General features: G+C 60.1%; 22 protein-coding genes. 11 read left to right on the forward strand and 11 right to left on the reverse strand.

Going from position 1 to position 22,380, the window contains the following annotated elements; translation table 11 throughout:
* Positions 1 to 43 precede the first annotated feature (43 nt).
* Entirely contained in the window at positions 44 to 1,033 is a 990-nt protein-coding gene (locus tag JTP94_RS17175) for an aldo/keto reductase (protein ID WP_204851685.1), read from the forward strand.
* An 86-nt stretch (positions 1,034 to 1,119) separates the two neighbouring features.
* On the opposite strand, the gene JTP94_RS17180 is transcribed toward JTP94_RS17175, so the two are convergent.
* On the reverse strand, positions 1,120 to 1,818 hold the full coding sequence (locus JTP94_RS17180) for a RibD family protein (protein ID WP_204851686.1): 699 nt from the start codon (positions 1,816 to 1,818) through the stop codon (positions 1,120 to 1,122).
* Positions 1,815 to 2,216, reverse strand: a complete 402-nt coding sequence (locus JTP94_RS17185) for a cupin domain-containing protein (RefSeq protein ID WP_204851687.1) — start codon at positions 2,214 to 2,216, stop codon at positions 1,815 to 1,817. The genes JTP94_RS17180 and JTP94_RS17185 overlap by 4 nt, the downstream gene beginning before the upstream one ends.
* 121 nt (positions 2,217 to 2,337) lie before the next feature.
* On the opposite strand from JTP94_RS17185, the gene JTP94_RS17190 reads away from it, so the two are divergent.
* Complete coding sequence (locus JTP94_RS17190) at positions 2,338 to 3,231, forward strand: LysR family transcriptional regulator (protein WP_204851688.1); 894 nt, start codon at positions 2,338 to 2,340, stop codon at positions 3,229 to 3,231.
* Between the two features lie 61 nt (positions 3,232 to 3,292).
* Here the strand turns inward: JTP94_RS17190 and JTP94_RS17195 are convergent, their stop codons facing one another.
* Positions 3,293 to 4,351 (reverse strand): NAD(P)-dependent alcohol dehydrogenase, encoded by a 1,059-nt coding sequence (locus JTP94_RS17195; RefSeq protein ID WP_204851689.1) that lies wholly within the window; start codon positions 4,349 to 4,351, stop codon positions 3,293 to 3,295.
* A gap of 364 nt (positions 4,352 to 4,715) precedes the next feature.
* Between JTP94_RS17195 and JTP94_RS17200 the strand changes: the two genes are divergently transcribed.
* From JTP94_RS17200 to JTP94_RS17225, 6 genes are all read left to right on the forward strand, one after another.
* Entirely contained in the window at positions 4,716 to 5,750 is a 1,035-nt protein-coding gene (locus tag JTP94_RS17200) for an aldo/keto reductase (protein WP_204851690.1), read from the forward strand.
* A 94-nt stretch (positions 5,751 to 5,844) separates the two neighbouring features.
* Complete coding sequence (locus JTP94_RS17205) at positions 5,845 to 7,347, forward strand: PAS domain S-box protein (RefSeq protein ID WP_204851691.1); 1,503 nt, start codon at positions 5,845 to 5,847, stop codon at positions 7,345 to 7,347.
* 194 nt (positions 7,348 to 7,541) lie between these two features.
* Entirely contained in the window at positions 7,542 to 7,721 is a 180-nt protein-coding gene (locus tag JTP94_RS17210; RefSeq protein ID WP_204851692.1) for a CsbD family protein, read from the forward strand.
* Positions 7,722 to 7,766: 45 nt separating this feature from the next.
* Positions 7,767 to 8,111 carry a BON domain-containing protein gene (locus tag JTP94_RS17215; protein WP_204851693.1) on the forward strand — a complete coding sequence of 115 codons (345 nt, stop codon included), beginning with the start codon at positions 7,767 to 7,769 and terminating at the stop codon, positions 8,109 to 8,111.
* The gene (locus JTP94_RS17220; protein WP_204851694.1) at positions 8,108 to 8,623 is read left to right on the forward strand and encodes a DUF992 domain-containing protein; all 516 of its coding nucleotides are present in this window, start codon (positions 8,108 to 8,110) and stop codon (positions 8,621 to 8,623) included. Before JTP94_RS17215 ends, JTP94_RS17220 begins: the two co-directional genes overlap by 4 nt.
* 187 nt (positions 8,624 to 8,810) lie before the next feature.
* On the forward strand, positions 8,811 to 9,836 hold the full coding sequence (locus tag JTP94_RS17225) for an acyltransferase (protein ID WP_204851695.1): 1,026 nt from the start codon (positions 8,811 to 8,813) through the stop codon (positions 9,834 to 9,836).
* A gap of 158 nt (positions 9,837 to 9,994) precedes the next feature.
* On the opposite strand, the gene katG is transcribed toward JTP94_RS17225, so the two are convergent.
* A complete protein-coding gene (gene katG, locus JTP94_RS17230; RefSeq protein WP_204851696.1) occupies positions 9,995 to 12,193 on the reverse strand; it encodes a catalase/peroxidase HPI in 2,199 nt (732 codons plus the stop codon).
* Between the two features lie 340 nt (positions 12,194 to 12,533).
* Between katG and JTP94_RS17235 the strand changes: the two genes are divergently transcribed.
* Positions 12,534 to 13,553 carry a hydrogen peroxide-inducible genes activator gene (locus JTP94_RS17235; RefSeq protein WP_246755026.1) on the forward strand — a complete coding sequence of 340 codons (1,020 nt, stop codon included), beginning with the start codon at positions 12,534 to 12,536 and terminating at the stop codon, positions 13,551 to 13,553.
* 171 nt (positions 13,554 to 13,724) lie between these two features.
* Positions 13,725 to 13,901 carry a hypothetical protein gene (locus tag JTP94_RS17240; protein ID WP_204851697.1) on the forward strand — a complete coding sequence of 59 codons (177 nt, stop codon included), beginning with the start codon at positions 13,725 to 13,727 and terminating at the stop codon, positions 13,899 to 13,901.
* A gap of 155 nt (positions 13,902 to 14,056) precedes the next feature.
* On the opposite strand, the gene JTP94_RS17245 is transcribed toward JTP94_RS17240, so the two are convergent.
* The 5 genes from JTP94_RS17245 to JTP94_RS17265 all read right to left on the reverse strand — a co-directional run bounded on the left by JTP94_RS17245 (position 14,057) and on the right by JTP94_RS17265 (position 18,952).
* On the reverse strand, positions 14,057 to 15,238 hold the full coding sequence (locus JTP94_RS17245) for a M20 aminoacylase family protein (protein ID WP_204851698.1): 1,182 nt from the start codon (positions 15,236 to 15,238) through the stop codon (positions 14,057 to 14,059).
* 82 nt (positions 15,239 to 15,320) lie between these two features.
* Positions 15,321 to 16,100, reverse strand: a complete 780-nt coding sequence (locus JTP94_RS17250; RefSeq protein WP_204851699.1) for an amino acid ABC transporter ATP-binding protein — start codon at positions 16,098 to 16,100, stop codon at positions 15,321 to 15,323.
* Positions 16,097 to 17,041 carry an amino acid ABC transporter permease gene (locus tag JTP94_RS17255; protein ID WP_204851700.1) on the reverse strand — a complete coding sequence of 315 codons (945 nt, stop codon included), beginning with the start codon at positions 17,039 to 17,041 and terminating at the stop codon, positions 16,097 to 16,099. The genes JTP94_RS17250 and JTP94_RS17255 overlap by 4 nt, the downstream gene beginning before the upstream one ends.
* Positions 17,038 to 17,928, reverse strand: coding sequence for an ABC transporter substrate-binding protein (locus JTP94_RS17260; protein WP_204851701.1), 891 nt, complete (start codon positions 17,926 to 17,928; stop codon positions 17,038 to 17,040). The genes JTP94_RS17255 and JTP94_RS17260 overlap by 4 nt, the downstream gene beginning before the upstream one ends.
* A 46-nt stretch (positions 17,929 to 17,974) precedes the next feature.
* On the reverse strand, positions 17,975 to 18,952 hold the full coding sequence (locus tag JTP94_RS17265; RefSeq protein ID WP_204851702.1) for a nitrate ABC transporter substrate-binding protein: 978 nt from the start codon (positions 18,950 to 18,952) through the stop codon (positions 17,975 to 17,977).
* Between the two features lie 102 nt (positions 18,953 to 19,054).
* Between JTP94_RS17265 and JTP94_RS17270 the strand changes: the two genes are divergently transcribed.
* Entirely contained in the window at positions 19,055 to 20,383 is a 1,329-nt protein-coding gene (locus JTP94_RS17270; protein WP_204851703.1) for a PLP-dependent aminotransferase family protein, read from the forward strand.
* 12 nt (positions 20,384 to 20,395) lie between these two features.
* Here JTP94_RS17270 and JTP94_RS17275 read toward each other — a convergent pair whose 3' ends face one another.
* Together JTP94_RS17275 and JTP94_RS17280 are read right to left on the reverse strand one after the other, a co-directional pair.
* Entirely contained in the window at positions 20,396 to 21,469 is a 1,074-nt protein-coding gene (locus JTP94_RS17275; RefSeq protein WP_204851704.1) for an acyltransferase, read from the reverse strand.
* 38 nt (positions 21,470 to 21,507) lie between these two features.
* On the reverse strand, positions 21,508 to 22,323 hold the full coding sequence (locus JTP94_RS17280) for a hypothetical protein (protein WP_034506458.1): 816 nt from the start codon (positions 22,321 to 22,323) through the stop codon (positions 21,508 to 21,510).
* Positions 22,324 to 22,380: the final 57 nt, after the last annotated feature.

Genomic DNA, 22,380 nt, shown 5'->3' on the forward strand with positions numbered 1-22,380 from the left:
TCCGCATCGAACCCGGAACGCTCGCAAGAGCAGGAGAAATGCGATGAAGAAGCGTGTACTTGGAAACAGCGGCCTCGAAGTGTCGGCTTTGGGCTTTGGCTGCATGGGCCTGAATTTCAGCTACGGCCATGCGCTGAGCAAGGATGAGAGCATCAAGCTGGTGCGCGATGCGGTCGAGCGCGGCGTGACCTTCTTTGATACCGCCGAAGTCTATGGCCCCTTCACCAATGAGGAAATCGTCGGCGAAGCCCTAAGGCCGGTTCGCGATCAGGTGGTGATCGCCACGAAATTCGGCTTCAACATCGAGAACGGCAAGATGAGCGGCCTTAACAGCTGCCCCGAACATATTCGCGAGGTGGCGGATGCCTCGCTGAAGCGGTTGGGCATCGAGGTCATTGACCTCCTCTACCAGCATCGCGTCGATCCGGAAGTGCCGATCGAGGATGTTGCCGGCACCGTGAAGGATCTGATCGCCGCCGGCAAGGTAAAGCACTTCGGCCTCTCCGAGCCGGGCGCCCAGACGGTGCGTCGCGCCCATGCCGTGCAGCCGGTTGCGGCGCTACAGAATGAATATTCGCTCTGGACGCGCGGGCCGGAGACCAACGGCATCCTGCAGGCCTGCGAGGAGCTGGGCATTGGCCTCGTCGCCTATAGTCCTCTCGGCAAGGGCTTCCTGACCGGGGCAATAGGCAAGGATACGACGATCGCCGAGAATGATTTCCGCAAGCTCCTGCCGCGCTTCACGCCCGAGGCCATGGAGAAGAACCAGGCGCTTGTCGACCTGCTGAAACAGATCGCCGATCGGAAGAAGGCAACGCCCGCCCAGATCGCGCTGGCATGGCTGCTGGCGCAGAAGCCCTGGATCGTTCCGATCCCCGGCACGACAAAGCTGCATCGCCTGGAAGAGAACCTGGCGGCCGCGGATGTCGAGCTGAGTGCTGATGACCTTGCCGAAATCCAGCGGGCTGCGGCGGAGATCGCCATTGAAGGCGAACGCTACCCGGAGCAATGGCTGAAGACCACCGGCCGCTGAGCTTGGCGTTGAGTTCCGAGGCCGCCGCTGGCGGCCTCCTTCCTAACATGACGGTATAGCCTGGGCGGCGCGCTCCTTGACCAGCCTCAGCGAGGCGTGACCGCGTAGCGCAGATAGATCACGCCGTGCTCGAGCATTTCGCAGCTCTTGAGCGAGAGCTGTGCCTTGCCGGCCAAGCCTTCTTCACCGAATTCGACGAAACTCTGGCTCGCGGCGCGTCCGTCGAGAGCGGGTGCGACCAGCAGGCTGATTTCATCGACCAGACCTTCCGCGAGGAAGGAGCCGTTGATGCCGGCGCCACCCTCCAGCAGCAGGCGCTTGATGCCAAGCTCGCGGTTGAGAGTGTCGAGCATGGCGGGAAGATCGAGCTGCGGCTGTGTGGAGACGATGTAGGAAATGCCGTCGCTCGCCAGTTCGGCAAGGTGGCTGTCCGGTACGTCGTCACCGAGAAGGACGACGATGTGATCGCCGTCGATTTCATTCTTGGTGAAATGCAATTTGCCTGACGTGTCGACGGCAATCGCATAATTGGCAGCCTCGCGGTTGGCGAAATGACAGGGTCGGTCGACCTTGCCGTGCTCGCGCGGCGGATGCGGATTGCCTTTGCTCATTTCCGCCATCGTCACGCGGCCGACCATCCAGGCGTCGCCTTCCAGTTTCTCGTGGCACGACTGGTACAGTGCCGTCCAATCCCGACGGCTGCCGTCTGGGCTCTCGGTCCAGCGGCTGGGGTGCAGCCCGCCGTCAAGAGACGAGATCATATGGCAGATGACACGGGGTTTCATGATTGCGGCTTCCCAAGATAATCCGTGTCGCTCACCTTCTCCATCCAGGTCACCGGCGAGCCGTTTTCCTTCTCGGCGATCGCGATATGGCTCATGGCGCAATCGGGCGCCGCGCCGTGCCAATGTTTTTCACCGGGTGGGAACCAGACGATGTCGCCGGGGCGGATTTCCTCCACCGGCCCGCCTTCGCGCTGGACACGTCCGAGACCGGAAACGACGAGCAGGGTCTGGCCGAAGGGATGCGTGTGCCAAGCTGTGCGGGCGCCCGGCTCGAAGGTCACGGTTGTACCACTCAGATTGCCGCGGCCGCTGAAGGGCGCATCGAGGCGGACCGTGCCGGTGAAATAGTCTTCCGGTCCCTTGGCCGATGGTTGGGAACCGCTGCGTTTGATGTCCATGGCTTCGAACTCCTCGATAAAAAACTACGGCGCGACCGCCGTTATTCAAGGGACTTTAGACTTGTCGCATTGCAGGAACCATACGATATAAATGGCATACAATTATATCAGGAGTTCATAAATGCAGCGAGAGGAGCTGGTCGACCTGAACGCCTTTGCTGTCGTGGCCGAGGAGAAGAGCTTTACGCGTGCCGCCGCCAAGCTCGGCACATCGCAATCCTCCCTCAGCCACACGGTGCGGCGTTTGGAGGCGCGGCTGGGCGTGCGCCTGTTGACGCGTACGACCCGAAACGTGGCCCCGACCGAAGCCGGAGAGCGGCTGCTTGCCACACTGCGGCCGGCGCTGGAAAGCATTGGCGCCGAACTCGCCTCCTTGAGCGAATTGCGCGAAAAGCCCGCCGGCACCATCCGCATCACCACATCGGAACATGCCGCCGCCACCATTCTCTGGCCGGCCCTTGAAAGGCTCTTGCCGCAATATCCGGACATCAACATCGAGCTCAGCATCGATTCCAGCCTGCGCGATATCGTCGCCGATCGGTTCGATGCCGGGGTCCGGCTCGGGGAGGCACTCGCCAAGGACATGATCGCGGTCAAGATCAGTCCCGACCTCCGCATGGTCATCGTTGGCTCTCCGGCTTATTTCGCCAGGCACCCAGAGCCGAAGACGCCCAACGATCTGGCGGATCACAATTGCATCAATCTACGTTTGCTCACCGCCGGCGGCCTCTATGCCTGGGAGCTGGAAAAGGACGGGCGCGAGGTTCGCGTCCGGGTGGATGGTCAACTCGTCTTCAACGACGTCGGCATGATCGTGCGCGCTGTGAAAGCAGGATTGGGCCTTGGCTTCGTGATGGAAGATCATATCGCCGAGGATGTGGCGAATGGGCGGCTGGTGCGCGTTCTGGAAGATTGGTGTGCAGCGTTTTCCGGCTATCATCTCTATTATCCCAGCCGTCGGCAACCTTCGGCAGCGTTCTCCCTGTTGGTCGACGCGTTGCGTTACCGAGGCTGACCCCCTTCATCAATGCATATGACCAAACCCGGCCGCCACGACGCGGCCGCCGAAGCGCCTGTCAGGCTGCTTCCGGAACGGACAGAGACGCCATGTCGATCACGAAGCGGTAGGGAATATCGGCCCGCTGCAGGGTTGCGAAGGCTTCGTTGACCTGCTCCGGGCGGATGATCCGGCACTCGGGAAGAATGCCCTTGCGCGCGCAGAAATCGATGACTTCCTGTGTTTCGCGCATGCCGCCGATCGGCGAGCCCGCGACGCGACGTCGACCTATCAGGAAGGGCAGGCCGTTTACTTCGCCCCAGGGGCCGACCTGGCCGACGATAACAAGCGTTCCGTCGACGTCGAGCAGCGGCATGTAGGCATCGAGATCGTGCTTGACCGGGACGGTATCGATGATCAGGTCGAAGGCGTTGGCTGCGGCTTGCATTGCTCCCGCATTGGTCGAGATCAGGAAGTCGTCGGCGCCGATTTCGCGGGCGACCTTTTCCTTGTCGGGCGAGCGCGAGATCATCGTTACCTTGGCGCCCATCGCCGCGGCGAGCTTGACGGCCATGTGGCCGAGGCCGCCCATGCCGATGACGCCGACGCGGCTATGCGGGCCGACGTTCCAGGTGCGTAGCGGCGAATAGGTGGTGATGCCGGCGCAGAGGATCGGCGCAGTGCGGGAGAGATCCATGCCCTCCGGCACGGTGCAGACGAATTCTTCGCGCACCACGATATGCTTGGAATAGCCGCCCTTGGTGATCGAACCGTCGATACGGTCGGGGATGCTGTAGGTGCCGGTGTTGCCTTCGCGGCAGAACTGCTCCTCGCCGCGGCGGCACTGATCGCAATGCTGGCAGCTGTCGACCATGCAGCCGACCGCGCCGTGATCGCCGACCTTGAACTTGGTGACGTCGCTGCCGATCTCGATGACGCGGCCGACGATTTCATGGCCCGGAACCAGCGGATAGAGCGTGAAGCCCCAGTCATTATGCGCCATATGGATATCCGAATGGCAGATCCCCGCATAAGTGATTTCCATCACCACGTCATTTGCGAGCGGCGCACGTCGTTCAAAGCTGTAAGGCTCGAGAGGAGCATCCGCAGAGGTGCAAGCATAGCCAATGGTCTTCATGTTTCGTCCCCCTTGTTTGTTATCTACCGAAAAGCGCCTGCGCGCAGTTGCCGATTATCGGATGAAAGACTAGCCGAGGCCAGGCGTCGCGTGAAGATGGACAATTCTGATTGCCGTCATGTCTGCGATTCATGAATGGCGATAGATGCATTCAAGCGTTGCGGTATCACCGTGTCTTTATTTCGTGCGCGGTTCAAAAGGCATGTATGGAAGGATGGGCCGCCTTCTGCTTCCGGAGTCCGACCTATTGTCCGGATTCCCGAATAGTAAAATCGTGAATCGCCGTCTAATTCCTTTTTTTCAGCAACATTACATATAGGTAGGGCGCTATCTATGTGGCTCCATGCCGGTCGGGGGACAGGGAATGAATCTTGATGACTATGTTGCGTTCGGCCGTTCGAGCTTGCGTGTCAGTCCGCTTGCTTTGGGAACCATGACCTTCGACGAAGGCTTCGCTTGGCAGTTGCGTGTTAATAAGCCCGCGGCGATCCTCGATCACTATCTCGCTCTCGGCGGCAACTATCTCGATACAGGCAGAGGAGATGCAAAACCGGATGCCCAGACGGTTGTCGGCAATTACCTCGCACAGAACTTAATCAAACGCGACCGGCTCGTCATAGGTGCCAAGTTCGGCGTCGATCAGCACGGTGCAGGACTGGGTCGCGAAGCTATCATAGCGACATGCGAAGAGACCTTGCGGCGGTTGCGCACTGACTACCTCGATCTCTTTTGGCTTGACAATTGGGACATGCAGGCTCCCCTCGATGAGATACTGGCGGGATTGAATGACCTCATTCAATCGGGAAAATTGCGCTATTTCGGCATTTCCGATACGCCGGCCTGGAAAGTCGCACATGCACAATTGATCGCGCAATTTCACGGCTGGGCACCATTTGTCGGTCTGCAGATCGAATATTCGCTGGCGGCTCGACTGTTTGAGAGCGAACTCATTCCGATGGCGCGCGGAATGGGGCTCGGCGTCGTCTCGCATTCGCCGCTGAATGGTGGACTCATCAGCGGAACATACACACGCAAGAACATCGGAAACCTCATGTCCGACGGCGCGTCACCGTTGGCACAGCAACCCGATGCGCAGCGTCTTGAAATCGTCGACGCCCTGATCCGCATTGCGGCCGAGCTCGACACGACCACTGCCCGTGTGGCTCTTGCCTGGGCATTGGCACGGCCCGGTGTAGCGTCAACCATCATCGGTGTGCATACCTTGGAGCAGCTCGATGATGACCTTGGCGCGCTCGATGTTCAGCTCTCACAAGAGCAGACGGCGACGCTCGATGCGCTGACAATCCCGGTCCATTCCCTTGCTCTGCCGCTATTTCTGCAAAATGCGGCGCCGCTCTCCTGCGTGGATTACTCCGAGATGAATCGCAGGCTCTCCTGATTTCCCTCGGGCTCGCTCTTGCGGCGCATCATCATAGCTTCTCTTCTCGGCTGGTCTCCCTATCTAAATTACCAGTGGCAAGGTGAGGATGCTTATGAGCGATGGGCTGCAGCCGCCGAACGTCAATCGGAACGTATTGCGCGAACTCGTCGCCGGATTGAGTGACGGTATCATCCTGATCGACCCGGAGGGTGCTATTTCCTGGGCAAACAATGCCGCTTTGCAGATGCACAGGGTGTCGGCGATCGAGGAGCTGGGCGGCGATGCAGCCGGCTACCGGCAGGCCTTCACACTGCGCTACCGCAACAATCATCTGCTTGAAGAAGGCCAGTATCCGGTCGAGCGGCTGGTGAACGGCGAGACGGTCGATGAAGTGACTGTCGAAATATCGCCCGCCGCCGATCTGGATCTCGTCTGGGTCCACACCGTCCGCAGCCTGATCATTGCCGATGCCGGAGCCCGCCCGGATGTACTTGCGCTCGTCATCCGCGACGAGACGCCGCTTTTCGAGGCGGAAGAGCGTTTCGAGCGGGCCTTCAACGCCAATCCGGCTCCCGGTCTGATCTGCCGTCTCGACGACCTTCGCTTCATCCGAGTCAACCCGGGTTTCGTCGAGATGACGAATTACGCCAAGGAAGACGTCATCGGAAAGACCGTCGACGAGATCGGCCTGTTTGCCAATTGCGATACGGGCGAGGATGCGCTGGCGAAGCTTGTCGAGGGCAGGCTGATCCGTCAGCGTGAGGCCCTGATCCCGCTTCCGGGTGGCGGCGACCGGCTCGTCATCATAGCGGGTGAACCCATCGCAGTCGGCGAGGAGCCGTGCATGCTGTTCACCTTCGCCGATCTCGACGCACGGCGAAAGGCCCAGAACGCGCTTCGCCAAAGCGAGGAGCGGTTCTCGAAGTCATTCAGGCTCTCGCCGGCGCCGGCGGCTATTTCTCGATTGGGCGATTTCGTCTTCACCGAAGTCAACGATGCCTTTGCCCAGCTCTCGGGCTACAGCCTCGAGGAGATCACTGGAAAGACCGCAAGCGAATTGCGCCTGTGGGACGATATCGCCGCCAGGCGCACCATGGAAAAGAAGCTCGTCGACAACATGCCACTTCGCGATGAGGTTTTGCGCATGAAGCAGAAGGACGGTTCGATGGCCGATTGCCTTGTCTCTGCCGAGCGTGTCGAGATCAATGACCAGCAATGTGTCATCTGGTCGTTGCAGGATGTCACCGAGCGCAGCCGCAGTGAAGCGGAACTGATTGAGGCTATCGAGAGCGTGATGACCGATACCTCATGGTTCAGTCGTTCCATTGTCGACCGGCTTGCGACTTTGCGGCAGGTCTCGAACGGCAAGGGTCCCTCGGCGCAACTCCTTGATCTCAGCGAACGGGAAAGGGAAGTCCTCGCTTTGATCTGCCGCGGCCAGAGCGACGCCGAGATGAGCGAAACGCTGCACCTTTCCAGGAACACGATCCGGAACCACGTTGCATCGCTCTACGCGAAGATCGGCGTAAACCGGCGCTCTGCTGTCGTCATATGGGCAAGGGAACGTGGTTTCACTGGCATGTCGGTGCCCATGAGGTCTGGAAAATCGACGTGATGCGACGTCATTCTGCTTCGGTCCGGGCGCTGGACGGAAGAATCGGCATTGCAGGCCTCAAAAAGGCTACTTTCTACTAGTACAAATAGTAGTTCCTGCTCTGCAAGCGCATGCCATGCCGCCCTACTTCATTGTTCACGGCTTCGGTTGAAAACCGATGCCTCTTCTTTTGAAAAACCCAAGGAGGCAAGACAATGGATAAGAACCGTGTCAAAGGTGCAGCCAAGGAAGCAAGCGGATCGATCAAGGAGGTCGCCGGAAAGCTGATCGGTAACGATCGGCTGAGGGCCGAAGGCGCTGCCGAAAAGGTCGAAGGGAAGATCCAGACCAAGTTCGGCAAGGCCAAGGACGCTGTCAAGAACGCGCTGCGCTGACAAGCGCGCCAACGTCCGCTTTCTCGATCTCGCCGAGGCTTCCCGATGCTCTTTCTGGCTAGGCTCTCATCGCTGACGATTTCGTCGGATAGCTCCGCGACCTGCGCGGCTATCCGCTGCCTGATTGCCTATGCCGATGGGCTGGAAGACGCGCATATCGACGTTATCGCCGTAGAGGGCGCGATTGTCCTGTCGGGCGATGCGCCATCCGACGAGGCGCGCGAGCGGGCGCTCGCGATTGCCGGCGAATATGCCGGACTTCGGATCATCAACCATATCGTCCTCCACACAGATCAAGGACCGCCCGGCCGGTCCGAGATCGGTGCATCGACCTCCGGGCCGCGGGCCGGGCTGACCGCGGCGCTCAAACCGCCAAAGGATACGTCATGAAAAAGATCATCATCGCGGCAGCGGCTATTTCCGTTGCTCTTGGTTCCGCGGCATCAGCCGCCAGCACGCATCATCCCAAAAAGCAGCCGGCGCAGGTCGCTTCCGAGCCGAAGCAGCGTCTTGGAACGCTGTCCTGCGAGGTCGCGGGCGGCGTCGGCATGATTATCGGATCCAACAAGGATATCAGCTGCACCTTCAAGCAGCGATCCGGCAAGGTCGAGCGCTATACCGGTACGATCGGTAAGCTCGGCATCGACATCGGGGTCACCCGCAAGACCTATCTCAGCTGGGTCGTCGTCAATACCGCAGCCACCCGCGTCGGTGATGGCGCTCTGGCCGGCACCTATGTCGGCGCCTCCGCCGGCGCTTCCGTCGGCCTGGGTCTTGGCGCCAACGCCCTCGTCGGCGGCAACTCCAAGAATTTCGCGCTGCAGCCGTTGAGTGCGGAAGCGGGAACCGGACTGAATGTCGCGGCCGGCGTTTCGCGCCTGCAATTGCGCCCTGCCGGCTGACCTGGCGATCGGTCTATGTATCCGACAGCGCCCACAAGGGCGCTGTCTTCACTCATCCGCGACGTATTCGATTAACCAAATACCCCCATGGGGAGTATTTTGCTTATCGTAGATAGTGAAGCGTACCGAAACTATTAATTGCAACATCTTAAAGTGGTGCTGGAGATGAATAATCCGGCGGCCATTGATGTCTGAAGTTCAAAAGCAGCTTCACATTCCGGCACTTGACGGCTGGCGCGGGCTTGCTGTCTTGCTGGTGCTCATCGGGCACTTTGGCGGTGATAGCTATCTTCCCGATCTCGGATCGGCTGGCGTTGACCTTTTCTTCGTCCTTTCCGGCCGCCTCATGGCTGAAATTCTCTTTGTGAGGAAAATGCCCCTCCGGCTTTTCTTCCTCCGTCGTTTCAGCCGGGTCTATCCTGCTTTGTTGACCTTCGTGCTTGTAAGCGCCGCCCTCCTCTCCCAGACGCCGCTGGCACCCGGTGTCACCGGCGTCTTGTCCGCGCTCACCTTCACATTGAACTACGTCATCATCGAAAATCGCACCTTCATACCGGTTTTTGATCACATCTGGTCATTATGCGTCGAGGAACATAGCTATGTGTTGCTTGCCATCATGGCCTTGCTGCTTCGTGGAGCCGCTGTTCGGTTCATCGGGCTCACCATTCTTGCATTGGGCCTTACGGCGCTCGCTAACGGCATTGTGCAATATGACATCTATGGGCGGGATCCGTTTATCGTCTTCTGGCCAACTGACGTGGCTGCGGCGCCTATACTGATTTCGGCGGCGGTCTTCCTGCTGTTTGGTGAGCGCCTCAAACGGCCGGCGATAAGGTGGATAGTGCCGTTGGCACTTTTCGGCGGTCTCGCTGCCCGCCTGTTCGGTGATGTCGCCTGGCTGTTCTTCGGTGCAAAGACTTTGCTATTGGCGATCGCCGTTTGCGCAATCGGGGACTCTACCCGCCTTTCCCGAGCGCTGTTCGAAGGCTCAGTCATCCGGCAAATCGGGCGAATGTCCTTCTCGCTCTATTTATGGCAACAGCCATTCCATATCGCCGTGCTGCAAGATCTGCTGCCGAAGCCTATCGCGTTGGTCCTGGTAATCTGCTGCGCGGCCGCCAGCTACTATCTGATCGAACAGCCAGCTCGCACACGTTTGAATGCGTGGATTGAAAGAGGCAGAGGTCAAGGTGTCGCTGTGGTCCCGGGGTGACCCGATGAGCGTCCAGATATGATGCTTCATGGTTTGCAGCCGTGAAATATTCGGCGGCTGGGGGCTCAAACTGCCCGGATAATTATCGAGGATAACAGCGACACAGCATTCGGACGCGACCTGAACCTGGCCGCGTCCGAGCATGTTTCTACTTCACATCAGGCGATGTCGAAGCGATCGGCGTTCATCACCTTGGTCCAGGCTGCCACGAAGTCGCGCACGAACTTCTGCTGGGCATCGGCCTGTCCATAGAGCTCGGCGATCGCGCGCAGCTGAGAGTTGGAGCCGAAGACGAGATCGATGCGGGTGCCGGTCCACTTCACGCTGCCCGTTGCGCGGTCGCGTCCTTCGAACACATCCTTGGCATCCGAAACCGCCTTCCACTCCGTGCCCATGTCGAGCAGGTTCACGAAGAAGTCGTTGGTCAGTGCCTCGGGACGCTTGGTGAAGACGCCGTGCTGGGTCTGTCCGACATTGGCGTTCAGTGCGCGCAGGCCGCCGACGAGAACAGTCATTTCAGGTGCCGTCAGCGTCAGCAGCTGCGCCTTGTCGATCAGCAGCTCTTCCGAAGAAACAGTATAAGCCTGCTTCTGGTAGTTGCGGAAGCCATCCACCATGGGTTCCAGAACGGCAAAGGCTTCCACATCCGTCTGTTCCTGCGATGCGTCGGTCCGGCCCGGCGTAAAGGGCACGACCACATCGTGTCCGACCTTCTTCGCAGCCTGTTCAACGGCGACGGAGCCGCCGAGGACGATCAGATCGGCGAGCGAGACCTGCTTGCCGCCGGTATGCGCATCGCTGAACTTCTTCTGGATGCCTTCCAGCGTCTGGAGCACGGATGCGAGCTGGGTCGGCTGGTTGGCCTCCCAATCCTTTTGCGGCGCAAGGCGAATACGAGCACCGTTTGCACCACCGCGCTTGTCGGAACCGCGGAAGGTCGAAGCCGACGCCCAAGCGGTCGAAACCAGCTGCGGGATGGTGAGGCCCGATGCAGCAATCTCGCCCTTGAGCGCGTCGATATCGTTGGCGTCGATCAGTACATGATTAACGGCCGGGACCGGATCCTGCCAGATGAGCTCTTCCGTCGGAACTTCCGGGCCGAGATAGCGGGCGCGCGGACCCATGTCGCGATGCGTCAGCTTGAACCAGGCGCGGGCGAACGCGTCAGCGAACTCATCCGGGTTCTCGTAGAAGCGCCGCGAGATCTTCTCGTAGGCAGGGTCGAAGCGCAGGGCGAGGTCCGTGGTCAGCATGGCCGGAGCGTGACGCTTGGATTTGTCGTGTGCATCCGGCACCGAGCCTGCGCCTGCGCCATGCTTCGGGGTCCACTGATGGGCACCGGCCGGGCTCTTCGTCAGTTCCCATTCGTAGCCAAACAGGTTCCAGAAGAAGTTGTTGCTCCACTTCGTCGGCGTCGAGGTCCAGGTCACTTCCAGACCGCTGCCAATCGCGTCGCCGCCCTTGCCGCTGCGGAAGCTGTTCTTCCAGCCGAGGCCCTGTTCTTCGATGCCGGCAGCTTCCGGCTCCGGGCCAACATGGGCTGCGTCGCCCGCGCCATGGGTCTTTCCGAAGGTATGGCCGCCGGCGATGAGCGCGACGGTTTCCTCGTCATTCATTGCCATGCGGGCAAAGGTCTCGCGGATGTCGCGAGCAGAGGCGAGCGGATCCGGATTGCCGTTCGGGCCTTCCGGATTGACGTAGATGAGGCCCATCTGCACGGCGGCGAGTGGGTTTTCCAGATCGCGGTCGCCGCTATAGCGCTTGTCGCCGAGCCAGGTATCTTCCGCACCCCAATAGATGTCTTCTTCCGGTTCCCAGACGTCGTCGCGGCCGCCGCCGAAGCCGAAGGTCTTGAAGCCCATGGATTCCAGCGCGCAGTTGCCAGTAAGGATTAGCAGGTCGGCCCAGGAGATGCTGTTGCCGTATTTCTGCTTGATCGGCCAGAGAAGGCGGCGTGCCTTGTCGAGGTTGACGTTATCCGGCCAGCTGTTGAGCGGTGCGAAGCGCTGCGTGCCGGAGGAGGCGCCGCCGCGGCCATCGCCGGTGCGGTAGGTGCCGGCGCTATGCCAGGCCATGCGGATGAAGAGCGGACCGTAATGGCCGAAATCGGCCGGCCACCATTCCTGCGAATCCGTCATCAGGGCGAAGAGGTCCTGCTTGAGCGCATTCAGGTCGAGCTTCTTGAATTCCTCGGCATAGTTGAACGCCTTGTCCAGCGGGTTCGACAGGGAAGAGCCCTGATGGAGAATCCTAAGGTTCAGCTGGTTCGGCCACCAGTCGCGGTTCGATCTGGCCGAGACGCTTGTGTTGCCGTGCGGAAACGGACATTTGCCAGTGTTTTCAACTTTTGTATCCATAATTTTCTCCCTTATGATGGCTTGAACTGCGCCGCCTGGTGGAGGTGTCGTCACCTCTTGGGAAGCAATTCGGTTTCATGTTCGGCGCGATGACGACATGTCATGCGCATGGAATCTCTCGTTATTCTGACCTCCCGCGAAGCGGACCGTCTGGAAGCAAAACCAATCTCGACGCCCAGTTTTTCGACCGGCCCGGGCATCGATGAGCGCTAGCAGTCAATGCTCCCAATGTGAGCTTGGTATGACATTCGGCGACTTCTCGTATTCGCCTTGCGCACTATAGCCAAGCCGTTCCATTAATTTAAGTTGGATTTCCTGATCGGTGCGATAAGGTAAGGTTATGACAAATCTCACCCTCAAGCAGCTTCGCTATTTCGAAGCCCTGGCAAAGCATGGTCACTTCGGGCGCGCGGCCGATGTCTGTGCGATCTCTCAGCCCGCCTTGTCGATGCAGATCAAGGAATTGGAGGAGCAGCTCGGCACTGACCTGTTCGAGAGAGGTGCCCGTCAGGTTCGGTTGACCAATTTTGGAGAGGCATTCGCCGTACGCGTCCGCAACATTCTGCGCTCGGTGGACGAGCTGGGGGATCTGGCGCGCGCTTCACATAACCAGCCAGTCGGGCGGCTGCGGATCGGCGTGATCCCAACGGTCGCGCCCTATCTGCTGCCGACGATCATCGGCAATCTCACCAGCCTGTATGATGGCCTGGACATTCACGTGCGCGAAACATTGACATCCAAGCTGGTCGAGGAACTGGCGGAAGGCCGGCTCGACACGGCCATCGTCGCGCTCCCCGTATCCGAACCGTCCTTGACCGAGGTCGCGCTGTTTGCGGAAAACTTCGTGCTGGTGCGGCCGAGCGAGGACGAAGGCAAGCCGGTACCCAATCGGGAGGCGCTGCGCGAAATGCGCCTGCTGCTGTTGGAGGAGGGGCACTGCTTCCGCGATCAGGCCTTGTCCTTCTGCAATATACAGTCGGCACTGCCGCGGGAACTTATGGACGGCAGCTCACTGTCGACGCTGGTGCAGATGGTCAGCGCCGGCATCGGTGTCACTTTGATACCGGAGATGGCCGTGGCCGTCGAGACGCGCTCGGCATCGGTATCCGCCGTGCGCTTCCAAAGCCCGCAACCCTCGCGAACGATCGGTATGATCTGGCGCAAGACGAGCCCCTTGGCCAAGCAGCTCACGCGGATTTCCGAGGTCGTTCGCCAATCGGCCGATGCCATGCGCGAGCAGCACGATTCGATCTGGCGCGCACAGGATTTCGAGTTCGACGGTCGAAGGCGGCCATCCGTGCCTCGCAACAGCAATGGTGCCTTTGCGGCCGACAAGACGAGTGATTCTGCTTCGAGATGAGCGGCTTTATGAATGGGATTGACTGAAGTTCGATCGGGATCGGGCCCTTGTCCACAGGCGAAAGAATTTCAAACGATTAAAATAATTTTAATCGTTTAAATTTTTTAATACCTTGATTTACAAAGAATCTCTTCCATGTCATGCCATTATCGCATGGCAATGGAGGTCGTGATGCAAGAGTTCGAAAACGTAAGAAATGAGATTCCTACGTATGTGATTGATCGTCTGGAAAGCGAATGGCGGCTGATGCAGTCTCATGACTCACAGCCGAAGACCGGGCTGCAGACGGAGATCCCTGCGGACACCGCAGCTGCCACGACTGATAGTCTGGGATCCCTGGATAAGTGACGGCTTCAAGCGATCGCTTTGACATGACGATGTCCCTCTGACGGCGCCTGTTGCCGATACTTTTCCATTACCTCGCATCTGGATTTTGATCAGCCCCGACCAATAGTCAGGGCCGTCGATCCGTTGCGAGGGTTTGGACAAACTCCCGGTGCGGCCTAAGCGTCGAGATAGCGCTCGGTCAGTCGCGCCCACATGGCGGCGCCGACGGTGAGGCTTTCATCGGCGAAATCATATTTGGCACTGTGCAGGATGGCGGAGTTGACGCCGTTGCCGAGGCGCAGAAAGCTGCCGGGCTTGTGTTCCAGATAGTGAGAGAAATCCTCGCTGCCCGGGATGAGGCTGCATATGGTGACCTTGTCGGCGCCCACGAGCTCTTCTGCGACCTTGCGCGCGAATTCGGTTTCCTTCTCGGAATTGACGACGACCGGATGGCCGTGGGCGTAGTCGATCTCGACGCTGGCGCCATAGCCTTCGGCAACGGATTGCGCCAGCTTGCGGATCCGGGCTTCGAGCAGTTCGCGTATCTTCGGATCGAAGGAGCGGATGCTGAGCAACATCCTGGCGCTCTCAGGGATGACGTTTGAGGCTTCGCCGGCATGGATTGAGCCGACGGTGACGACGGCCGTCTGCGTGGGGTCGATGCTGCGGGAGACGACCGACTGCAGGCTGACGACGAGGTTGCAGGCGACGACGATGGGATCGATGGTCAGGTGCGGGCGCGAGGCATGGCCGCCCTTGCCCGTTATGATGATCTCGGCCGTATCGGCCGCCGCCATCAGCGGTCCCGAGCGCATCAGCCAGGTGCCTTCCGGTGCGCCGGGGTGATTGTGCAGGCCGAAGATGACGTCAAAGGGAAAGCGCTCGAACAATCCGTCATCGATCATCGCCTGGGCGCCGCTCGAGGCTCCCGCCTCCTCGGCAGGCTGGAAGATCAGGTTGACCGTGCCGTTGAAACGGCGGGTGCGGGCGAGATATTCGGCGGCCCCCAGCAGCATCGTCGTATGGCCGTCATGGCCGCACGCGTGCATTTTTCCCGGCGTCTTGCTCGCATAGGGGCGGCCCGTCTGCTCGGTGATCGGCAGGGCGTCCATGTCGGCGCGGATGGCGATGCTCTTCTTGCCGGCCCCGGCCGTCAGCCGGGCGACGACACCATGGCCGCCGACATTGCGCGTCACCTCGTAACCCCAGGCTTCCAGCTTCTCGGCGACGAAGCGGGCTGTTTCCGCCTCCTTGAAGGAAAGCTCGGGATTGGCATGCAGGTGCTGCCGGATGCCGGTCAATTCGGCCTTCATCGGCTCGAAATCCGACAGGCGGGCGAAATCGTTGTCGAGGGTCATGGCTGTTCCAATGGTTCGTTAGAGCCGCCGTCCACACACTCAGTCGGGGCGCGGGTCTCAAAGGGGTGTCAATGCTGCCGCGCTAGATGAAGCGCGACAGAAAGCTTCTGGTGCGGGGATGCTGCGGATTGCCGATGACATCCTCCGGCTTGCCCTGCTCGATGATCTTGCCGCCATCCATGAAGACGACCCGGTCGGCCGCTTCGCGGGCAAAGCCGATCTCGTGGGTGACGACGATCATCGTCAGGCCCTGCTTGGCGAGATCGCGCATGGTGGCGAGCACTTCGCCGACGAGTTCCGGATCGAGCGCCGATGTCGGCTCGTCGAACAGCATCAGCTTCGGCTTGATCGCCAGCGCTCTTGCAATCGCCACGCGCTGCTGCTGGCCGCCGGACAGTTGGCGGGGATAATTATCGGCCTTGGCCGAAAGTCCGACGCGCTCGAGCAGAGCCCGCGCATTGTCCGTCGCCTGCTTCCGGCTTTCGCCGTGGATGCCGATGGGTGCTTCGATGATATTCTGCAGTGCCGTCATATGCGGATAAAGGTTGAACTGCTGGAACACCATGCCGATCTTGCGCCGCTGCAACGCGATCGCGTGACTGGAGAGCTGCACGAGGCGGCCCCTGTTCATCCGGTAGCCGATCTGTTCCCCATCCACCTCGATCGCCCCACGATTGATGGATTCCAGATGGTTGATGCAGCGCAGGAAGGTGGATTTGCCGGAGCCGGAGGGGCCGAGGATGACGACCACTTCACCCGGCGCGACATCGAGGTCGATGCCCTTCAGCACTTCGAGATGCTCGAAGGATTTATGGACGTTGCGGGCGCGCACGAGTGGCGGCAGGTTGACGTTGGCGTTCATTGGCCCGCCTCCTGTGCCGGTACCAGCATTGGAGCATCGTCCTTTGCTGCCTTGGCTGCGCCGGTGCGGCGGTCGCTACGGCTGTAATAGCGCTCGATATAGCTTTGGCCGATGTTCAGCACCGAGGTGATCAGCAGATACCAGAGGACGGCGACGAGCAGCATCGGGACGACCTCGAAAGTGCGGTTGTAGATCGACTGCACGGAATAGAGCAGGTCGGCCATGGCGATGACGCTAACGAGCGAGGTCGCCTTGATCATGCTGATGAGCTGATTGCCTGTCGGCGGCACGATGGAGCGCATCGCCTGCGGGATGATGATGCGGCGGAGCGCGCGGGCCTGCGTCATGCCGAAGGCTTCGGCCGTTTCGAACTGGCCCTTGTCGACCGAAAGCAGGCCGCCACGGATGATCTCCGCCATATAGGCGGCTTCATTGAGTGCCAGGCCGGCAATGGCTGCTGTCATCGGACTGATGACGGAGTTCGTGTCCCAGCTGACGAACGTCGGGCCGAAGGGAATGCCGATCGAAAGCGTCGGGAAAAGCGTCGAGAGATTGTACCAGAAGATCAGCTGCACGAGCAGCGGCGTGCCGCGGAAGAACCAGATGAACAGGGAGGCGAGCGAGCTTGCCAGGGTGTCCTTCGACAAGCGGGCGACCGCCAGCAGCAGGCCAAGCACGATGCCGATCGCCATGGCGATGACAGTGAGGCCGAGCGAGACATAAAGGCCGCTGATGACGACGGGATCGAAGAAATATTGGCCGACGACGTGCCAGCCGAAATTCTCGTTGTTGGCGACCGACCAGGCGAAATAGGCCGCGATCGCAAGCGTCACCACCCAGGCTGCCACGCGGCCCTTGGGGAACGGTTTGTGGGCATTCACCACATCCCGTTCGGCCGCATCGCCGGATGGCGATGCGATATCTCCGGTATTCATACTCATTTCGGCAACGTCCCGCCAAGATTGAGACCCGGTTCCTTGATCATGTTGTTCTCAAGGCCCCATTTCTTCATGATGGCGGCATAGATGCCGTTGTCCATCAGAAGCTTGACGGCATCCTTGAGAACAGGCCCAAGCGGCGAGCCCTTCGGCACCACGGCGCCCTGATAGAGGTCTTCGAAGCCGTTCTTCTGGCCGACGCCGGTCAGCACAAGCTGGCCGTTCGCCTGCGAAACGAAATAGGTGAGCGGCGCCTGGGAGGAGAAGAAGGCATCGGAGCGCTTGGAGCGGACGGCAAGGATCGAGCTTGGCTGGTCGGTGAAGGACTGGACCTCGATCGCGCCCTTGCCGTCGGTCTTGCATTTCTCGGCCTGAACCTGGATGACCTTTTCAGCCGATCCGCCGGCCATGACGGCAATGCGCTGGCCGCAGGCGGTGTCGAGCGAGGTAATGCCTTTCGGATTACCCTTCTGTACCGCGAAGACGACGAATTCCTGAACCCAGTCGACGAAATCGTTGGATTCTTCGCGGCTCTTGAAATCGCCGATCGGGCCGAAGGCGAACTGATAGCGGCCGGAATTGATGCCTGCGAGGATGGCAGGTAGGCCGCTGACGCTCTCGTGCTCGATCTTTACGCCGAGCACTTCGCCGATAGCATCGGTCAGATCGGCGCTGGCGCCGGTCAGCTTGGTGCCGGTGACGATTTCATAGGGAGGGAACGAACCGTTGTTGACCGAAATCATCTTGCCTGCCGTGCGGAGGCTTTCCGGCAGCTTGGCGCGCAGCTCCTCGTTGACCGAGAGCTTCGGTAGGCCGGCGTCCTGCGCGAAAGACGGGCCCGAAATCATCAGGCTTGCCAGTGCAAGATAGGTCATTTTCTTCAGCGACATATTCATTCCCCTTTTTTGCTTTGCGCTTTTGAATTTCAGTCGATGGCTATGCTGCTTTCGTCCGGCTGCCGTCGACGTCGAACGGAAAGAGTTCTTCCGGCGTCATCAGCCGCGGCAGGATCCCCTGCACATGGAGCTCGCCGGCGAAATCGCCGATCATCTTGCGATTGGCCGCAAAGCCGCTCGCATCCCAGCCCTCCGGCAGCTCGGCTGCCGATTTCAGCAGTTCGTCGAGCATGAAGGGTGTCGTATCGGCATATTTGCGCCGCTTGCTGAGCCACACGCGCTGCGATTCATCGATCAGGGCGCTCAGCTCGGCAATGACCCAGGGATGCTCGGCGACGATCGCCGCCTTCAATCCGATCAGGTGCATACCCGGTACATAGCCCACCTCATCGAAATAGCGACGTTCAGCGCCGCGGAAATCCGAAAGCACCTGGCGGAAAGCAGAGCCGCCGGCGAAATAGCCGTCCGGCATGAAGGGCGTGAAGATCGCGTCGAGCCCGCCCTCTTTCAGAAGGTCGACCATCGGCCTTTCGGCTGGGGCTGCCTCGATGCGGCCGGGACGGCCGAAGCCGTCGAGGCGGTCGACGATCGGGTGGGCTTCGGTCAGGCGACCGGCATACCACATGGCGTCCTCGACACCGACGCCTTCACGGCGGAGCGCTGCGCGCGTCCAGGTGTTGCCGGAGTCGCGCCAGCCGGTGACGCCGATGCGCTTGCCGGCCAATTGCCCGAAGGTTGTGATCGGGCTGTCCTTCGCGGTGATGACGCAGCGGTGGCGGAAGCCACGCATGATGAAATTCGGAATGCCGACGATGCTCTCGTCGCCATCGATGCGCAATTGCGTATAGCGGCTGAAGGAGGTCTCGGCCGCGTCATAGGCATCGCTCTTGCCAACGTGCGAGATGAGCGTTCCGACCCGGTCGACCTTGAGATCGAGCTTGGGGGAGGAGACGTCACCCAGCACCAACGGCGTCATGTAGTCCCAGTCACGGAGGGCGAGGCGGAGAGTAAGGGGCATGGATATTCACTCGCAAGAGAACTTGTTTTCCAGATGAGTAAATGTTCAATATGGGTCGATCAAATGTTATTACGTTATTGAACATTAAAAGATGGCGCGGAAATGGGCGAAAATCGGGACGCGAAGTGGTTTGCCGAAAAATTGAACGATCGGACGATTCGCGGCATCGCGATCGAGACCAGTGCGCTGATCCGCGCCGGCGCGCTGCCTGTCGGCACCAAATTGCCGCCGATCCGCGATCTGGCCTTTGCACTCGGTATCAGTCCGGCGACGTTGTCGGAGGCCTGGAGCGAACTCCGGCGCCAGAAGATCATCAGCGGTCGCGGCAGGAATGGCACCTGGGTGAGCGGCGATCGTTTCGTCGCCAAGCCGGTGCGCCTTGCGAGCGTGGGTGACTATGGCGACGGCGCACTGAACCTGACCGTGGCCGTTCCCGATGTCCGGCTGCTGCCGAAGCTGGAAGCGGCGATGACCTATGGGGCCTCGGCCGAAAACCTCAACAGTTACGAGCGCAGCCGCATCCTGCCGGAGCTGGAGGAGGAGGTGAGGAAAGCCTGGCCTTATGAGCCCGAAGCCTTTCTGGCGACCAATGGCGGCTATAACGCCGTCTATACCTTGATCAATGCTCTCGTCATGCCGGGCGCCTCAGTCGCTATCGAGGACCCCACAGGCATGCGGCTGCTGGATATTTTGGAGGATCGTGGCGCCCGCATCATTCCGGTAAAATGCGATGATGAGGGGCCGCTGCCGTCCTCGCTGGAAGAGGCGTTGAAGTACCGACCGGTCGCCTTCGTCTTTCAGCCGCGTATCCATTCCGTCACCGGCCAGAGCGTCAGCCCCGCGCGCATGGCAAGCCTTGCCAACATCCTTCGCGACAAGGATACGCTGATCGTGGAAGACGATGGTGTGGCCGATATCTCGACGGCTCCGCGTCATTCCATGGGGCATCTTTTCCCCGACCGCGTCATCCATATTCTCTCATTTTCGAAAACACACGGGCCGGATCTGCGCCTCGCGGTGCTGTCGAGCTCGCGCGCGATCATCGACCAGATCCAGTCCTATCGCAGCTTTAGTTCCGGCTGGACCAGCCGTATCCTGCAGGCGGCAGCCGCCTGGCTGCTGCGCGATCCCGCGACTGGCGCGTGTCTGGATCACGCCCGCAAAACCTATCGCGAGCGCCGGGCCGGTCTGATCGATGCTCTTGGCGAGCGCGGTGTGAAAGCGCTTCACGGAGAAGGGTTGTGCGCCTGGATACCTGTCTCGTCCGAACCCTTCGCAATGGTGACGCTTGCGGCACGGGGCATAGCAGTGCATCCGGGCGCCAAATTCTCCATCCTGCCCAGCAGCCATTTGCGCGTTGCGACCGCCAATCTTTCAGAGCGCCGCGATGAAGTCGCCGATGCTATCGCGCTCGCCGCCGTCCATACCTGACTTTGCCGAGAGCTATTCGCCGGGCGTACTGGCGCTCACTCTCTTGGTCTCGCTTTTCCAGGATGACGCATATTTGACGAGCAGAGTGGCAAGCTGCGCCGAGACAAAGGCGATGACGGATATCAAGGCGAGATAGAGAGCAATATAGGCAAGGGGCTGCGACTGCATCTCACGGAAAACATGGCCGTAGATCTCGGTAAAGCCGCGATGGCACATGTAGATCGGATAGGAGAGATAGCCGAGGAAAACGCCGATCCGCTGCAAACTGGCCGGAAGCTCAAGCATCGTGCCGGCAAGGACGATGAGCGGTGAGATCAGGATGCAGAATATCAGCGCATATTTCAGCGAAGAGGTGGGCAGGAGCAACAGGATGCAAATCGCTGCGATCGGTAGGACGGCGAAGTAGGTATTTACTGTTCGCCCGAGCGCGGAATGGCTCCGGAGCCTGTAGATGATCATGCCGAGGGTGAATGAGAAGAACACGCGAGCGAGGCCGCCATCCACCGAGTGCCATTCCCAGCCGAGGTCAAGCGACCTGTGAACGAAGACCGAAGCGATCAGCGCCGCCAGAGAAACAACGGCAATGGCGATAAGTGTTCGCGTTTTCAATCTGAAAAGCACGAGCGCGAATACCAGATTTGCCAGCAGCTCCCAGAAGAGCGACCAGGCGGGCCCATTCAGCGGATAAAGCGGCCAGAGGTCTCCGGCCGATCGGGTCAGGAAGCTTGGCGAAGGCAGCATGAAGACGGTCGACAAGATGCTCGCGAAGAGATCGGCGCGCCCGACGCCTGCCGCCTGCCAGTGCAACAGCAACTGGACGAGGCCAAAGACGCTGCCGATCAGGAAGAGCGGATAGAGGCGTATATATCGTGCCTTCATGAAGGCCGAGACGGTCATGCCGCCGGCCAGCTTTTCGCCATAGGCGCGGGCGATCACAAATCCGCTGAGAACGAAGAAGAAATCGACCGCGATGTAGGCTGATGGCGCATAGGGCCTGTCGAGATGGTAGACGACAACGGCGAATGCCGCCAGGCCGCGCATGGCGTCCAGGGCGGCGTATCTATGTCTTGTTGCATCAGCCGGCATTGATCGAGACCTCGTTGAGCGAAAGCGACGCGTGTGGCCTATCCGGCTGCGCGAACGCCGAAGAATTCACTTCGCAGGTTGCGATCTAGCGGGCGGACACGTGAGAGATTTCCCAGGAACTGGCGTGGATGGCGCAGCACCGATGGGTTCAGAAAATGGGTCCGGATCAGATTGGAGGACTTGCTGTGAGCGCCGCTGTGCCCGACCCGGTAGATCGCGCCGCGAAAGGGGAGCGACCCCAGCGGATGGCCTTGATCGGCGAGCATCTTGCCGATGCGCACATGGCTGCCGAGCATCGACTTGATGTAATCGATATCCGCGTCCTCGAAGGTTGCCGGCAGCCGGTAGAGATCCGAGCGGATGATCAGCGATGTGCCACAGAAATTGGCGAAATCGTTGTGATGCAGCAGCAGCCGACCACCCTCGTTCCAAAGGTAGCCGCGGTCGATTTTCCAGCCATTGGCATCGGCGTTCTTTGCGGCAAACTCGACGATGTTGGCGCTGACGAAATCATCGTCGTCGACGATCATGAAGAAGCGCGTGTCGCGGGCGGAAAGCATTCCGGCCAGCACCCGGCGACCCTTGTCCAGACGGAATGCGTCGTAGACTTTTTCGCGGTCAGCGCCGTTGATGTCGTGCAGCTGATTTGGCGGGAAGGTTACGCGCTCTGCCGAGAATTTCGGTGGCAGATCGGGCAAATCGGCGCCCTCATTGGCAACGATCACGGCGCGCCAGTCGCCGTTGGATTGTCCGGAAATCGAAGCTATCGTTTGCGATAGCCTCCTCTTCAACGAAGGCCAATCGTTCGAATTGGCCTGATGACGAACGGGGATGATGAAGGTAACCAGTGTCATAAACGCGCCCTTTCTGACAGTTGGTGCTGCCATAGCGGGGGATCGAAGAGGCATTTG

It is taken from the genome of Martinezella lusitana (assembly GCF_016901135.1).
GTDB lineage: Bacteria > Pseudomonadota > Alphaproteobacteria > Rhizobiales > Rhizobiaceae > Rhizobium > Rhizobium lusitanum_D.